This is a genomic window from Pseudomonas sp. AC247 (assembly GCF_979258015.1).
In genome coordinates this window covers 1,630,498-1,644,038 of sequence record NZ_OZ409829.1, presented here as the reverse complement: position 1 = coordinate 1,644,038, position 13,541 = coordinate 1,630,498, and the positions used below count along the sequence as shown (strand labels likewise).

Below are 13,541 nucleotides of genomic sequence, written 5' to 3'. Positions count from 1 at the left end.
AAGAGATTAAATCTGCTGAAACCGTGGCGGACGTTTCTGTAAAAAAGCCTGCATGCCTTCCTTTTGGTCCGGTGTCGCGAACAAGCCATGAAACACCCGTCGCTCGAACAGAATGCCTTCACGCATTCCGGGTTCCTCCGCGCGATTCACCGCTTCGCGGGCCGCCAATGTCGCCGTTCGCGCAAATCCTGCGATCTGCTGTGCGACGGCCAATGCTTGCTCAAGCAATTCACCGGTGGCGGTCACCCGCGAGACCAGTCCGGCCTGTTCGGCTTCGCGGGCACCGATCGAACGCCCGGTCAAAATCATGTCCATGGCTTTGGCTCGGCCTACCAGCCGGGTCAGGCGTTGGGTTCCGCCCATCCCCGGCATAACGCCCAAGGTGATTTCCGGCAAGGCAAACTGCGCCGACTCGGCAGCGATGATCACGTCACACATCATTGCCAACTCACAGCCACCGCCAAAAGCATACCCCGCCACTGCAGCGACTTTTGGCGTGCGGAAGGCGGTGAAAGCATCCCACCCGGCGAAATAGTCCTCCTCGATCATCTCCTGGTACGACTTTGCGTACATTTCCTTGATATCGGCGCCAGCCGCGAAGTACTCCTTCGTACCGGTAATAAGGAAACAACCGACTCCCGGATCGTTATCGAGCCCGCGCAGCGTTTCCAGCAACTGCGTCATCAACTGCGTACTCAGCGCATTGCGCGCCTGCGGGCGATCAAGCCGGATCAGCACCACGCGTCCCAGTCGTTCAATCAACAGGTTCATGTTCATCTCATTCCTTGAATAATGTATGTGTAGGGAAAATTTCAGCGTGGCGTCAGGAATCCCAAATGGCGCCGTAGGCCGGAATCCCTCGGGCCTCCATTTCCTCGACCACTCGCTGCGTCAGCGTCTGATTGGATATGCAGATCACCGCTTCGGCGCCGAATGACTGCACGGCGGCATAGGCCAGCTTCACCAGATCGGGTTTGCCCGACACATCGGTGTCCCAGATCAGGGCGTCGGGCTGGGCTTCGAGGATTTCATCCACCAGCGAATCGCCATAAGTGGCTCGCGGACTGCGGGTCGACCAGATCAGGCGAATAGGCACCTGTCTGGCCAACAGGTGTGGCAACACCGGGCCGATGCCGCTACCGGTGGCGACATACACCACCGATTTGAACAGCGTTTCAATGTGCGCCACGCCCGCCGTGGTGATGCCTTTTACCCAGACATGCGTGGGCGCCTGCTCGATGAACGCGCCCGTCCAGTCGCCCGCCCGGGAAATGATCAGGCGGAAACCATCCTCTCCGGGTGTAGGAATATTGGCGAAGGAATGCCACTCCCACAGCGGGTGGCGACTGATCGCCGTGGCTGAACCGGCAAACGGTGTGTGATGATCGAAGCGCGCGATCACCGCATGTGCAGACGGCTTGAGCAGACTGATCGGGACTTTGCGTAAACGCAGCCATGGCAAGGCAATGCTCAGCGTCAGCAACAGCAGCATCCAGAACGAGACCGAGCGCAGCAGGACGTCCATCAACGCCAGCGTGGGATTCTGCTCTTGAGCAGACACCAGCGTCATCGCCCAGAACAGCGCCAGCGCCGCCCACCCACCGAAACGATGCGTGCGTTCGAACGCGTTGTGAAAGCGTCCGCGTATGCCCGGCAACGCCATGATTGCAATCAGCAACAACAACCCGAACAGCCCGCCGCTGAGGCCGATCAGCGTCAACGAAACCCCGCCAGGCCCTGCAAACCGCTGCCAGATCATCGAACCCGACAACGCCGCGAACCAGGCAATGGCGGCTGTCGCCCCACCACTGTGCAATCCGCCAAAGTGATAGACCTTGGCCAGCGAGCGACGAATGGCCAGCGGCCAGGTCGTTGGTGCTCGCGTTGCCAGCCAGAACAGCGCATTGATCAGGTACTGCTGACGAATCAATATCGCCATGGACAGGTTCGCCACCACCAAGCCCGAGAGCGCAGGCAAATCCACGCCTGCGGCCGACCACCACTGGCCGCCGCTCAGGCCAAACACCAGCGCGGCGACATTGCAGGCGAATACCAGCGCGACCAGACGATTGTAGTGCGAAAACATCGGCAGCGTTCCGAGGCGCCGCCAACGTGCCGGTTTGGCGGGTAAATCGACGTTTGCATCCACTGCGTTCATGCCGGCACCTGCTGTTCGGTGCAGGTATTTTCCGCTTGATGTGCGAGTGCTCTCGCCAGCAACAGACGCTTGTCGACCTTGCCCCGGGAGGTCAGCGGAATGTCATCGACCGCGAGAATCAAAGAAGGCACGCAGTAATAAGCGAGTCGTTCTTCGCAATACAAACGCGCCACATCGACGTTCGTGGAAGCCGGATAAACGAACGCCACCAGTTGACGACTGTCGAGCTTCAGCGTGACCGCGCGCTCGCAATTCGGTGCAGCCTCCAGCGCCGCTGACACCGAGTCGAGTTCCACCCGAAAACCTCTGACCTTGACCTGATCATCGACACGCCCCAAGTGCTCCAACTCGCCGTTTTCGGTCCAACGTCCCAGATCACGGGTGCGAAACATCATCCGCCCGTCACCCAGAAACGGATCAGGCTGATACCGCTCGGCGGTCAGCTCAGGATTGCCCAGGTATCCCGCCGTGACGCAATCGCCCCCCGCCCACATTTCGCCTTGCTCACCGGGGGCGCAGAGTTGCCCCGCCTCATCGAGCACATAAACGGTATTGTTCGGCGTCGGTTTACCGATCGTCAGCGGTCCCGATCCCTGATAGTGCTGCAGGGTGTTGACGATGGTCGTTTCGGTCGGTCCGCACGCGTTGTTAAAACTGCAAAATGCGGCCCAGCGGTCTGCCAATGGTTGTGGGCACGGTTCGCCTGCCAAGGCGACGACCTTCACCTGGCGGCAACGTGCGGGGTCAAGCGTGGCGAGAATCGACGGCGTTGCAATCAGCACGTCGCACTGCTCGGCGGTCTGCGCGATGTCTTTGCCACGGATCAACAGCGTGGCGCCGTGGGCCAGGCAACCCAACACCTCCCACGCCGCCATATCAAAGGCGATGTTGAGGATCTGGCCGACCTTCCAGCCAGGGCGCATACCGAGATTGCCCGGCGCCGTCAGCAAGATGTTGCACACGTTGCGCTGGGTCACGCGTACCCCATTGGGCAGGCCGGTAGTGCCTGAGGTAAACAGCACAAAACACAGTGAGTCCGGCGATGCCGTTTCGCCACAGATATTCAACTCATCGCTGGCAACACTTTCTTCGCGGATGAATTCATCCAGGTGGATGCATTGCTCGGCCGCCGTCAGCGGAATCGCCGGCGCCAGCGCCGACAACGTCAGAACAACGCGTACCCGGGCAACGGTCATGATGTGGCGCAACTGGGAGGCAGGAGTGATGCCCACATGCTGAGGGATGTAGGCCGCGCCGACTTTCAACACTGCCAACATGCCCACCAGCATCGGAATCGAACGCTCGACAAACAGCGCCACGTGATCGCCTGCCACCACGCCGCGCTGGATCAAATTGACCGCGAGCCGATTGGCCTGACGGTTCAACTCGCCGTAAGTAATCGATTGCCCCTGACATTGCGCCGCGATGGCCTGAGGCCGGGCACTGGCTTGCGCTTCGATGGCGCGGTGAATCAATGCCGCGCTCGGCTCGACCAGAGGGCCGCAACCGAAGCGCTGCCATGGATCGGATTCAACAATGACCTTCGGCTCGATGCTCGATACCGAGCGGTTTTTCATCACTAACGCTTGCATTGGACTTCCCTTATTTCCCGACAATATGTCCAGTCACTTCTGGCCGGTTGAGCTGGGCTGCACCGGTCGCCAAACGCGTCTGTCAAAAGGGTTGAGCAGGGAAATCTGAATCCATTACACGGACTACAAAACGCAGCGACATCTCCTACAAAAGCAGGGATGAACATTTTCATAACACCGGAGGGAATAATTTACGGCGGGAGACGTCTTTCTGTTCAACACTGCTTATCCGGCCCGTGAGATGTCCAGCCCATGATCACCTCTCCATGAACGACCTTGACGAGCCACTGCGGGAATTGATCCCCCGATTGCGCCGCTTCGCCGTGTCATTGACGCGCAACAGCAGCAGCGCCGACGATCTGGTGCAGGCGAGCCTGGAGCGGGCGCTGTCGAGTTGGGGCGCCAAACGCGCCGATGGCGACTTGCGGGCCTGGCTGTTCGCGATCCTGTATCGGCAGTTTCTCGATGCCCATCGCCGCTCGCGACGGTATGCGCGCATGCTCGAATTTTTCACCGGGCGTGACGATGCCGAACCGTCGGTGGAACGCACGGTGATTGCCCAATCGACCCTGCAAGCCTTCGACCGCTTGCCCACCGAACAGCGCGCCCTGCTGCTGATGGTGTCGGTGGAAGGCCTGACCTATAAAGAGGTCGCCGAGATCCTCGGCGCCCCGATCGGCACCGTGATGTCGCGCCTGTCCCGCGCCCGCCAGGCCTTGCGCCAACTCTGCGACGGTGAAATCACCAGCCCTTCTCTGCGGAGACTCAAATGATCAGCCTGCCCCCCAGCGAGCGTGATTTGCACGCTTATGTCGACCACCAACTCAGCGACGCCGACCGGCGTGTGCTGGACACCTGGCTGACCACTCACCCGGATGAAGCCGCGCAAGTGCGCGCCTGGCAACAGGACGCCCAGCAACTGCGCGCAGCCCTTGGCGGTGCCCTGCAGCAACCGGCGAACCCAGCGCTTGATCCGACGATGATTCGGCAGCAGCGCCAGCGTCAGTCACGTCGTCATCTGGCCAGTGCAGCGGTGTTGCTGATTGCCGTCAGCGTCGGCGGTTTCAGTGGCTGGCAGGCGCGCGAAATGACCCTCGTGCGTTCCTCGATGTTGCCGATGACCGATGCCTTGCAGGCTTATCGATTGATCGCCCAGCAAGGCATGTTGCCGGCGGATTACAAGGTTGAGAATGACGGCGACATGCAGCGCTGGCTCGACCGTTATTTCTCCCGTGCCAGCCGTTTGCCGGACCTGACAGCGGCCGGGTTTCAAGCGGTCAGCGGCCGTCTGCTGAGCACCGATGAGGGGCCGGCGGCAATGGTGATGTATGAGGATGGCAGCGGCCACAAAGTCAGTTTTTATGTACGCCCGCCGGGGCCGAAAAACACCTTTTTGCCACGCGGCAAACGCAGCGACGGGGATTTGCAGGCCGAGTACTGGTCGGGTGAAGGCTACAACTACGCAATGGTCAGCCCTACCGATTCCCCGGCAGCGCGATCACTGCAATTTTGAGTACTCCGCAAACCCTGTGGGAGCGGGCTCGCCCGCGATGAGGCCGGCACATTCAACATTTATTTTGCATGATCCACCGCTATCGCGGGCAAGCCCGCTCCCACAGGGATTGTGGTTATCAGGCAATATCGCGAAGGTTCAAAAACCGACATCGAGCACCACATTGTCCAAATAGGTGCCCGCCGGTGGCGTGGTCTGGTCGGTATAGATTTTCGCGTTGTAGTTGAAGATCTGGCTGCCGGTGCCCTGGCCGTTGCCGGGATTGACCTCGGCGTCGGTACTCGCCCGCCGCGCCGCGCCGACGCTGCCCCAGCGCGTGGTGCCGGCGCTTTTGAAAATGTCGTAGGCCAGATAATTGCTCCCGGAGATCATTCGCCGGCGCCCGCCGACGCTGGCCGCGTTTTGCCCGTCGCTCAAGCCCACGGTGTAGGCGCTGCCCTTGGTGCACGCCAGATTGATGGTTTGCCCGGTCACCGGGGTGAAGGCGCTGATCACCGGCGCGCTGCCGAAGGCGATGTTCGGCGCGGTAATCGTGCAATCGTTGGAAACGGTCAGGTTGACCGTCAGCGTCGTGGTGCCGTTATTGATATCGCGCCCGACGCAGATGGCACCGATGCCGATCCCCGAGCAGTAGTTCCAGTTCCAGAAGATGCTCAGGGTCTCGGTGTATACGCCGGCGGCAACATTGCTGCCAATGGTTGTCCTCAGGTACAGCGGCACGGTTTTCGGCGTGGTGCCGTTGAGCAGGCCCAAGGCATCGATGATGCCGTTGCGGGCGAAGTCATAAGCGGTGCCACGGGTCAGCGGGTAGCTGGTGCTGTTGTTGGCGTAGAGCGTGTAATTGATGACGTCGCCCGTCGGCCCGACCAGGCCACTTTGAGTCGAGGACACGGTGCCCCAGAAGTGGTCGCTACTGGTCAGCAACGACAGCAGTGAACCGGTGCAGCTCAACCCGCCATTGAGCGTCGAACTGGGCTGCGAAGTCGTGCGTACGGCGATCGAACTGATCGTGCCGAAGGCCGCCGGCGTGGTACTCACCACCGAACACAGGGCCTGAGCGGCCCCCGGCAGCATCAGCGCCAGCCACAGGCAAAACCGCGCACTGATCATTGGCACACCAACGGGCCAATCAACGGCACCTGGTTCTGGTTCATGTCGACGTTGAATTGCACCTGGCAGGTCTTGCCGTCGGCCAGGGTCACCTGCAATGAGTTCTGCGCCTGAAGGTTTTCCAGATAGACCAGGCCGTCCCAACCGACCACGGTCCGCGTGCCGCTCTGCTCATGCACGACCCCGGCGCCCAGCGGCAACTCGCGTTGCTGGGCGTCGACAAGGACGATGCTCGCCGCGACGATCCGGCTCAGTGGAAACTCCAGCAGATAGCCACTGCCTCGGCGCACGGCAATGCGTTGCTCAACGTTGGGACTGCGCACATTCGGCGGCAGGTTCAGCGGATCGATTTCGTATTTGCCGCGGTAATAGGCACTGCTCCACGGCACCAGCAAGTGACCGTTCTTGTCGGTCTGGCCGACCTGCTGGTTTTCGTAGCGCACCGGAATGTCGGCAAAACCATCAGTGCTGACCACCACAAACGCATCATCGATGCGATTGGCGGCGAACACCTGGCGGTCCATCCACACCAGCGAACCACTGGCATCCGCCCACCGGGTTTCAGCGTCCGAGGTGCCGTAGACACCGGCCTGCAATTGCACCGATTGCAAACGCCAGGTGACGTCGGCCTGACGGTAATCGGCGCCATCACCCTTGGCATAACCCAGATTGAAGCCTACCCCGCCCTCGCTCGGCACCGCGCGACTGTAATTGACCCGTTGCTGGCTTTGACCGGTCTTGCTGCGTTCGCTGCTGATCGCCAGGCTGCCGCGCAGGTCGAACGGAATCACCAGTTGCGCCTGCACCGCCCAGTTGCTGTCGCCGATCTCGCGATTGGCCGACAGATAAAAGCTGCTGTTGCGCCACAGCGGTTTGCTCCAGCTCAGGTTGAGCAGGCGTGTGCGCGAATCATCGGCTGCGCGGACATCGAAATAACCGGCGCCGAGGCTGCCCCAGCGGTCGAGATTGAGGCTCAGTGTCGCCTGTTCGCTGCGCCGGCTGAGGCTGATATAGGGGCTGTCGACCACCGTCAGGTCGGCGTATTGGTCGTGGCGTTGCAGGCGCTGATAGGAAAAGCTGAAACGCTGGTTGCTGTACTGATAACCCAGGCTTAATTGCTGACCGCCCTCGCCGTCGAAACGGCTTTGACTCATGGCGCTGTTGAGTACGCCGAAATTGCCCAGGCGCAGGTTGCCACCGAGGCCGCCGAGGGTCAGCGAATCGGAGGCTTCGGCATGGCTTTCGAGGGTGAAACTGTCGCTGACGCCATAGCGCAGGCTGCCGGACGTGACGCCCGGCCCATAACTGAAATCCTTCAGGGCATAGTCGCGCCGCAAGCTGCCGGCGGCCACCGAAAAATCGCTCAAGCCCTTTTGCAGCAGACTGCTGGTGACATAGAACGGCACGGTGGTCGAGACCTGCCGACCGAGCGCATCGGTGGTCACCACGACGGCTTCGCCCGCGCCATTGATGAACGGAATGTTGGTCAGAGTGTAGGGGCCCGGCTGCAACTCGGCGCTGCTGGACTTGTAGCCATTGATGAACAGATCCACCGAGGACGGCACCGCCGCTTCACCGGCGAATTGCGGCAACGGGTACGTGACCAGGTCCGGCCGCACCGCGAAGTCCCGCGAGAACTGCACGCCGCCCAAGCGCACCGAACTGCTCCACGGCAAGGCGCCACTGATCACGTCGCCCGCTTCATAGGTGAGCATTCGCTCGTCATCGGAGTAACGCCAGGTGGTGTCGTAACGCAGGTAGCCGTTGTTCAGCGTGCTGAGCGAATCACCCGCTAACGTGCGCCGGTATTGCCCGGTATTGGACAGCGTGCCCCAACTGTCAAACACCCGCACTTCGTTCCACGCGGCGAGGTAGGTGCCAGCGTCGTCGGTGTCGTTGAGGTACAGGTCATAGTTGAACAGCGCGCCGAAACTGCTCAGGGCCGGGGTTCGTGGATAGGCCTGGCGATTGCCGATGAACTGCTCCGGCAACCAGTCCGGCGGCACGTCCAGCAGCAGGCGCTGACCGACGCTGTCGTAATCGCTGTGCAGCCCCGGCAGGCTGTCGAGGTCGACTTCGGCGCCGACATTTTCAGGCAGGGCCATCCCGGTTTCACGTAACGCCGTGGTCGGCAGAAACAGGCGTCCGCCGCGTTGCTGCACCGCCACCACGCGCCCGGTGTTCATCTGATTGACCACCAGTTCGAGAAACAACTGAGCATCACTGACGGCCTCCATGCCGCTGGGTGGCGGCGGCAGTTCGCCGGCCTCCAGTGGTGAAATGAGCACCAGGCAACACGCGCCGGTCATGAGCCACAACGGACGCTGAAGACGGCGAGCCAATCCTCGGCTCATACACGTATTACGTCCGTCAATGGACTGAATCCTCCTGATACTGCGGTGGCCGAGCCCGTGTCTATCGGGCCCGACGCAATATCTGTGGCCAGCGCTTGCTCCCGCCGGGCTGCGCAGTGGCCCCATCCGGTCTATCCAGAGACAGCGCGCAGGCTGAATTTACGACTGCTTGGCGCCTGAGCGGGAGCAAGCTCCCTCGCCACAAAACCTCTCCATGAAGCCGAGACCGTTGCTTACTTTGCCGGGGTGATGCTTTGCACCTGCGGCGCGCCGTTGACCCGCACCTGCAACGCCGCATCCGCCGCTGGTGCCGGCGCCGGCCAGCGCATTACCGCGCCCGGCAGCACATAACCCAGCAGCCCTTCCGCCAGCGGTTTGCTCTGCCCGCCCTGTTTGATCGCGACATCGGTCAATCGCGCATGCACCGCGCCTTGATTGCGCACTTCCACATAAGGCTTGCCGTCCACCGCCACGGTGCGCCAGCTCAATTGCGGCAGGCCAATGCCTTTGGGGTCGCGCGGGCGGGTGCTGTCCTCTTTGCTCCACAGCCCGGCGCCGTAGGCGAACAGCGGCACCGAATAACGCATCTGGAAGCGGATCGCAGCAGCTGTCTTGCTGCCGTCTGCCGAGGGCGGTTGCGCCGAGGGGATTTCGTCGATGATGATCCGGTAGGCCAGTTCCTGCCCCGGCGGCACTTCTTTGGTACGGGTCAGGCGCACCAGCTGCTTCTGCCCCGGCTCGATCTTCGCCACCGGCGGGCTGCCGATCACGTCACGTTGATTCTGGTATTGCTCCTCGAAACCGCTCTGGCTCCAGCCGAACACGCGGATCTGCAGATTGGCGGTCTCGTTGCCGCGATTCTCCAGCCACAACGCGCTGGCCTGTTGATCGGCCTCCAGCACCGGATCGATCGGCCAGATCAGCACCGAACTGGCAGCGTGCGCATAGCCTGCCCCGAGGACGAGCAGCGCAAAAAACGCACGCCCAATGAATGTAACTGCCCCCATACACCTGCTCCTCGTCAGCCATTCAAACGGCGCTTACCACGACAGCTGCACCTGCAGCACGTCGCTGTATGTCCCCCCGGGCTGGTTGCCCGGCAATTGCACCTGACCGTAAATCGGCAGGCTGATGTTGTTCGCATCGCTGTAGGCCACCGCCACACTCTGGCCGATGCCCAGGCTCTGGCTGTATGCCGCATCGCGAAACAGCGCATACGCCACCCGCGCCGTGCCACTGTTGACCTGCATGTGCCGGCCACTGCTGTTGTACTGGCCGCCATCGACGCTCATGTTCAACGTCACCCCCGGCGTGCATTGCAGCTGCACCCCGCCCGTCAGCGCGACCTGCACCGTGCCGGTGGCCAAGGCTGAGCGCGAGCCGAAATTCAGCCCGCCGTAGTTGGACACCCCGCCCACCACCAGACATCCAGCGGTGACCGTGGCGCTGACCTGAAAGCTCTGGCTCGTCGCCGCGTCCAGCGTCAGCGGCGCACTGCCCGCACAGAGCAGGAGCAGCGCGGCGCATCCCTGCCGGCGCATGGCATCAGAACGTCAGTTCGACAGCGACGGTGTCGGTGTAGGTACCCGCCGGCAGACCGGCCTTGCCCACCGCCTGACCGTAGATGTTCACCGTTTGCGCGACACCGCTGCTGGCGGCAAGGTTGATCGTGCCGTCAATCGCCAGCAGCTGCGAGTGCCCGGCGTCGGTGTACAAGTCGTACGGCACATAGTTGGCGACGCCGTCGTACAACGCCCGTGTACCGCCCGGTGATTTGCCGTCGTTGGCCCCGGCGCGCACCTTGACCGTCGGCGTGGTGCCGCTCGAACACAGGATCGACAGCGCCCCGCCACCGCCGCCCAGCACTTGCCCGGTGGCCGTGGTGAACAGGCTATTGGCGGTGCCGAAGTTCAATGCACCGAAGTTCAGCCCGGTGGAGCCGCCAGCGCCGTTGACCTGGCAGCTGCTGATCAGGATCAGGCTGGAGGTGATCTGGCCGGTGACCGTGGTGGCGGCATTGGCACTGGAAACCAGCGTCAGGCCGAGCAGCGACAAACCTATCCTTGATGCAAACGTACGCATGGTGTCCGTCCTCTACGGGGTTACCAGTCGAGCGTCACCGTCAGGGTGTCGGTATAGACCCCTGCCGGTACCGCGCGGGTATTCGCCACCACCGAGCCAAATACCGGAATGGGTATCTGCGCACCGCTGGTAACAGCGAAATTGTGTTGCTGGCCGATGCTGTAGCTCCGGACGCCGGAGGGATCGACGAACAGCTGATAGGGAATGGTCTGGCGGCCGTTGCTCAGGCGCCGGGTATTGCCGTCACCGTGGGTGCCGCCGTCAATGGTGACGGTGAAACCGGTGACCGAAGGATTGCAGGCAACATTGAGTTTGCCGCTGCTGTCGCCATCGAAGCTGGCCTTGATCGGCGCGTTCCAGGTGGGGCCCTGAAGACCAAAATCGAGGGTGCCCAGCTCACCGATCGGGCTGGACGGGTTGCTGCTATTGGTCACCTCGCAGCCGGCAATCAGGGTCAGCCGCGCATGAATCTGCCCGCTGACCGCTGCCTGCGCAGCGTCCGCGAGTAATGCCAGCGTACCTGCCGCCATGACCATCCAGTACTTGCCTGTCATGCGCCCGTCCCTACTCCTTCAGGTGACTCCAACCCCTGCGTTCATCATTGAACGCCATTGCTGCACAACCCGAATCCTCAGGGTTGCCCGTTAAAATGCGCTGATCACCAAGTGACTGTGACCTTGATCAGATCCGAATAGCGGCTGACCCGTGGCACCTGCGCCAGACGCTCGATCCGCGCGTACAGCGGCAATTCCACCGTGCCAGTGTCCGGCACTCGGCCGCTGACCGGTACATCCACCACCAGCGGTATCCGCCGCGCGGCGTCCTGATACAAGCGGTACGGAATCGGCTGGCTGTCCGCCCCGCCGAGCATGTAGCGCACCTCACCGACACCGCCATGCAGACCGCCATCGACGCGCATTTGATACGGCGTGTCCGGGTTGCACTCCAGCCGTGGCAGGCGTTGATTGGTCAACGCCGCGCCCAGCGGCCCGGCCGGATCATCAAGACGCGCGGTGCTGCCGAAATCCAGCACACCGAGTTGCTCGATTCCCGCTTCACGTTGCTGGCCGATCAACTGGCAGCCACGTTGCACATCGACGCGCACTTCGACTTGAAGATCCGCCGCGTAGACCGGTGCGCCCAGCACACCCAGCAGGCCCATGACCACCCGTGCATTCACTGCTCCATTCCTTGTCAGCGATCGCTTGCGTTGTCGTTACTGTGTTTCAGGTTAGCAACACACGGCGATTGCGCCAGTCGATTGGATCCATGCAACCGGCGGGATATGTTTCGAAAGGTTGATCACACCGCGCAATGGCCACTGCCAATAGCTGTACAACCGGCAAAATACTGTTCAGTGATCGCCCACTCCCGTGCAGAGCTGCTGGAAGCATCACTTTGCGTCTGGTTACACTAGGCCGCCGCGCTCCGTGGAGCCGGTTCGACCAATACGGAGTCAGCCCAGCGTGCCCGCCCGACCGCCAAAATCCACTCGACTGAAGCAACGCTGGTCGACGTTGCGCCGCCTGTTCGGCCGAAACATGCCCGCCAGCGCCGGGCATGACGCCAGCGCCGAGTCGATCCGCGATTACTTTCGGCACAAGGCACACAATCAGGGCTATACCCTCAGCCACAGCCAGCAACAGGTGATCGATTGCATGGCGCAGCAGGCCAGCCTGCTGTTCGGCGCCACGCCGCGCACGCCGCCGAGTCTTTACCTGTACGGCGCGGTCGGGCGCGGCAAGAGCTGGCTGCTCGACGGTTTTTTCCAGGCATTGCCGATCACCGAGAAACGCCGTCTGCACTTCCATCAATTCTTCGCGCAATTGCATCAGGGCATGTTCAGCCATCGCGAGCAGGACGATGCCCTCGCCACCACGCTCGATGAATTGCTGGCGGACTGTCGGGTACTGTGTTTCGACGAATTTCATGTGCATGACATCGGCGATGCGATGCTCATCACCCGGCTGTTCAAGGCACTGTTCCAGCGCGGCATTCTGTTGTTGGTGACCTCCAACTATCCGCCCGAAGGTTTACTGCCCAATCCGCTCTATCACGCGCGTTTCAAACCGGTGATCGAGCTGATCAATACGCGCATGCAGGTGATGGAAGTCGGCGGCCCGCATGATTACCGCAGTCTCGCGCGCAACCATGAACACCAGGTGTTTACCCACGGCCATTATGTGTGGCCGGGCACAGCGGCCCAGCGCCAGGCTCTGGATCTGCCGACGCAAGATGCGCCACCGCTGTCGCTGACCGTCGGCGCCCGACTGTTTCGCGCACGTTTGAGTGAAGGCCGACGCGTGGCGTTTACGTTCGCTGATCTGTGTGAGCAGCCGACCGCAGTGATGGACTATCTGGAGTTGTGCCGGCGTTTCGACCACTGGGTGATTGACGATTTACCACTGCTGGGCGACTGCTCGATTGCCGCGCAACAACGCTTCATCAACCTGATTGACGTGCTCTACGACCAGGACAAGCACCTGACGCTGATAGGGCGACAGTCGCTGTGCGAAAGCCTTGGCGGCGATGCGATCGACCTGGGGCGCACGCGTAGCCGGTTAGGGCAGCTACAGGTTATCCACGACCCCGCCTGACACCCCAAAACCCTTGTAGGAGCTAGCCTGCTGGCGATTGCGGTGGTTCAGTTGGCTTGAGTTATCTGACCCACCGCGATCGCCAGCAAGCTAGCTCCTACAAAGGATTTGTGTCGCCCACAAAATCCGACCCGG

At 61.8% G+C, this 13,541-nt stretch carries 13 protein-coding genes; 3 read left to right on the top strand and 10 right to left on the bottom strand.

Features of this window, described 5'->3' with window-relative positions; translation table 11 throughout:
• Window positions 1-6: 6 nt before the first annotated feature.
• Genes ACZZ0B_RS07595 through ACZZ0B_RS07585 form a run of 3 tightly spaced genes read right to left on the bottom strand, consistent with a single transcriptional unit; the run spans window position 7 to window position 3,735 of the window.
• On the bottom strand, window positions 7-771 hold the full coding sequence (locus tag ACZZ0B_RS07595) for an enoyl-CoA hydratase-related protein (protein ID WP_463544762.1): 765 nt from the start codon (window positions 769-771) through the stop codon (window positions 7-9).
• Window positions 772-823: 52 nt separating this feature from the next.
• Complete coding sequence (locus ACZZ0B_RS07590) at window positions 824-2,158, bottom strand: hypothetical protein (protein ID WP_463544761.1); 1,335 nt, start codon at window positions 2,156-2,158, stop codon at window positions 824-826.
• Window positions 2,155-3,735: an amino acid adenylation domain-containing protein gene (locus ACZZ0B_RS07585; RefSeq protein WP_463546916.1), complete on the bottom strand. Its 1,581-nt coding sequence runs from the start codon at window positions 3,733-3,735 to the stop codon at window positions 2,155-2,157. The genes ACZZ0B_RS07590 and ACZZ0B_RS07585 overlap by 4 nt, the downstream gene beginning before the upstream one ends.
• A gap of 281 nt (window positions 3,736-4,016) precedes the next feature.
• Here ACZZ0B_RS07585 and ACZZ0B_RS07580 point away from each other — a divergent pair, with 281 nt between their 5' ends.
• A complete protein-coding gene (locus ACZZ0B_RS07580; protein ID WP_463544760.1) occupies window positions 4,017-4,523 on the top strand; it encodes a sigma-70 family RNA polymerase sigma factor in 507 nt (168 codons plus the stop codon).
• On the top strand, window positions 4,520-5,263 hold the full coding sequence (locus ACZZ0B_RS07575; RefSeq protein ID WP_463544759.1) for an anti-sigma factor family protein: 744 nt from the start codon (window positions 4,520-4,522) through the stop codon (window positions 5,261-5,263). The genes ACZZ0B_RS07580 and ACZZ0B_RS07575 overlap by 4 nt, the downstream gene beginning before the upstream one ends.
• A 138-nt stretch (window positions 5,264-5,401) precedes the next feature.
• Here ACZZ0B_RS07575 and ACZZ0B_RS07570 read toward each other — a convergent pair whose 3' ends face one another.
• The 7 genes from ACZZ0B_RS07570 to ACZZ0B_RS07540 form a co-directional block, all read right to left on the bottom strand.
• Window positions 5,402-6,373 carry a Csu type fimbrial protein gene (locus ACZZ0B_RS07570; RefSeq protein WP_008082057.1) on the bottom strand — a complete coding sequence of 324 codons (972 nt, stop codon included), beginning with the start codon at window positions 6,371-6,373 and terminating at the stop codon, window positions 5,402-5,404.
• Entirely contained in the window at window positions 6,370-8,727 is a 2,358-nt protein-coding gene (locus ACZZ0B_RS07565) for a fimbria/pilus outer membrane usher protein (RefSeq protein ID WP_463544758.1), read from the bottom strand. The genes ACZZ0B_RS07570 and ACZZ0B_RS07565 overlap by 4 nt, the downstream gene beginning before the upstream one ends.
• 233 nt (window positions 8,728-8,960) lie before the next feature.
• The gene (locus ACZZ0B_RS07560; protein WP_440095393.1) at window positions 8,961-9,734 is read right to left on the bottom strand and encodes a fimbrial biogenesis chaperone; all 774 of its coding nucleotides are present in this window, start codon (window positions 9,732-9,734) and stop codon (window positions 8,961-8,963) included.
• A gap of 33 nt (window positions 9,735-9,767) precedes the next feature.
• A complete protein-coding gene (locus ACZZ0B_RS07555) occupies window positions 9,768-10,268 on the bottom strand; it encodes a Csu type fimbrial protein (protein WP_158835071.1) in 501 nt (166 codons plus the stop codon).
• Between the two features lie 4 nt (window positions 10,269-10,272).
• Window positions 10,273-10,809: a Csu type fimbrial protein gene (locus ACZZ0B_RS07550; protein WP_158835057.1), complete on the bottom strand. Its 537-nt coding sequence runs from the start codon at window positions 10,807-10,809 to the stop codon at window positions 10,273-10,275.
• A gap of 20 nt (window positions 10,810-10,829) precedes the next feature.
• A complete protein-coding gene (locus ACZZ0B_RS07545; protein ID WP_463544757.1) occupies window positions 10,830-11,363 on the bottom strand; it encodes a Csu type fimbrial protein in 534 nt (177 codons plus the stop codon).
• A gap of 104 nt (window positions 11,364-11,467) precedes the next feature.
• Window positions 11,468-11,989, bottom strand: a complete 522-nt coding sequence (locus ACZZ0B_RS07540) for a Csu type fimbrial protein (protein ID WP_463544756.1) — start codon at window positions 11,987-11,989, stop codon at window positions 11,468-11,470.
• 286 nt (window positions 11,990-12,275) lie between these two features.
• Between ACZZ0B_RS07540 and zapE the strand changes: the two genes are divergently transcribed.
• A complete protein-coding gene (gene zapE, locus ACZZ0B_RS07535) occupies window positions 12,276-13,406 on the top strand; it encodes a cell division protein ZapE (protein ID WP_463544755.1) in 1,131 nt (376 codons plus the stop codon).
• Window positions 13,407-13,541: the final 135 nt, after the last annotated feature.

Coding starts and splice junctions, on each gene's coding strand:
- ACZZ0B_RS07595 (WP_463544762.1), bottom strand. CDS start 771: ATGAACCTGTTGATTGAACGACTGGGACGCGTGGTGCTGATCCGGCTT.
- ACZZ0B_RS07590 (WP_463544761.1), bottom strand. CDS start 2,158: ATGAACGCAGTGGATGCAAACGTCGATTTACCCGCCAAACCGGCACGT.
- ACZZ0B_RS07585 (WP_463546916.1), bottom strand. CDS start 3,735: ATGAAAAACCGCTCGGTATCGAGCATCGAGCCGAAGGTCATTGTTGAA.
- ACZZ0B_RS07580 (WP_463544760.1), top strand. CDS start 4,017: ATGAACGACCTTGACGAGCCACTGCGGGAATTGATCCCCCGATTGCGC.
- ACZZ0B_RS07575 (WP_463544759.1), top strand. CDS start 4,520: ATGATCAGCCTGCCCCCCAGCGAGCGTGATTTGCACGCTTATGTCGAC.
- ACZZ0B_RS07570 (WP_008082057.1), bottom strand. CDS start 6,373: ATGATCAGTGCGCGGTTTTGCCTGTGGCTGGCGCTGATGCTGCCGGGG.
- ACZZ0B_RS07565 (WP_463544758.1), bottom strand. CDS start 8,727: ATGAGCCGAGGATTGGCTCGCCGTCTTCAGCGTCCGTTGTGGCTCATG.
- ACZZ0B_RS07560 (WP_440095393.1), bottom strand. CDS start 9,734: ATGGGGGCAGTTACATTCATTGGGCGTGCGTTTTTTGCGCTGCTCGTC.
- ACZZ0B_RS07555 (WP_158835071.1), bottom strand. CDS start 10,268: ATGCGCCGGCAGGGATGCGCCGCGCTGCTCCTGCTCTGTGCGGGCAGT.
- ACZZ0B_RS07550 (WP_158835057.1), bottom strand. CDS start 10,809: ATGCGTACGTTTGCATCAAGGATAGGTTTGTCGCTGCTCGGCCTGACG.
- ACZZ0B_RS07545 (WP_463544757.1), bottom strand. CDS start 11,363: ATGACAGGCAAGTACTGGATGGTCATGGCGGCAGGTACGCTGGCATTA.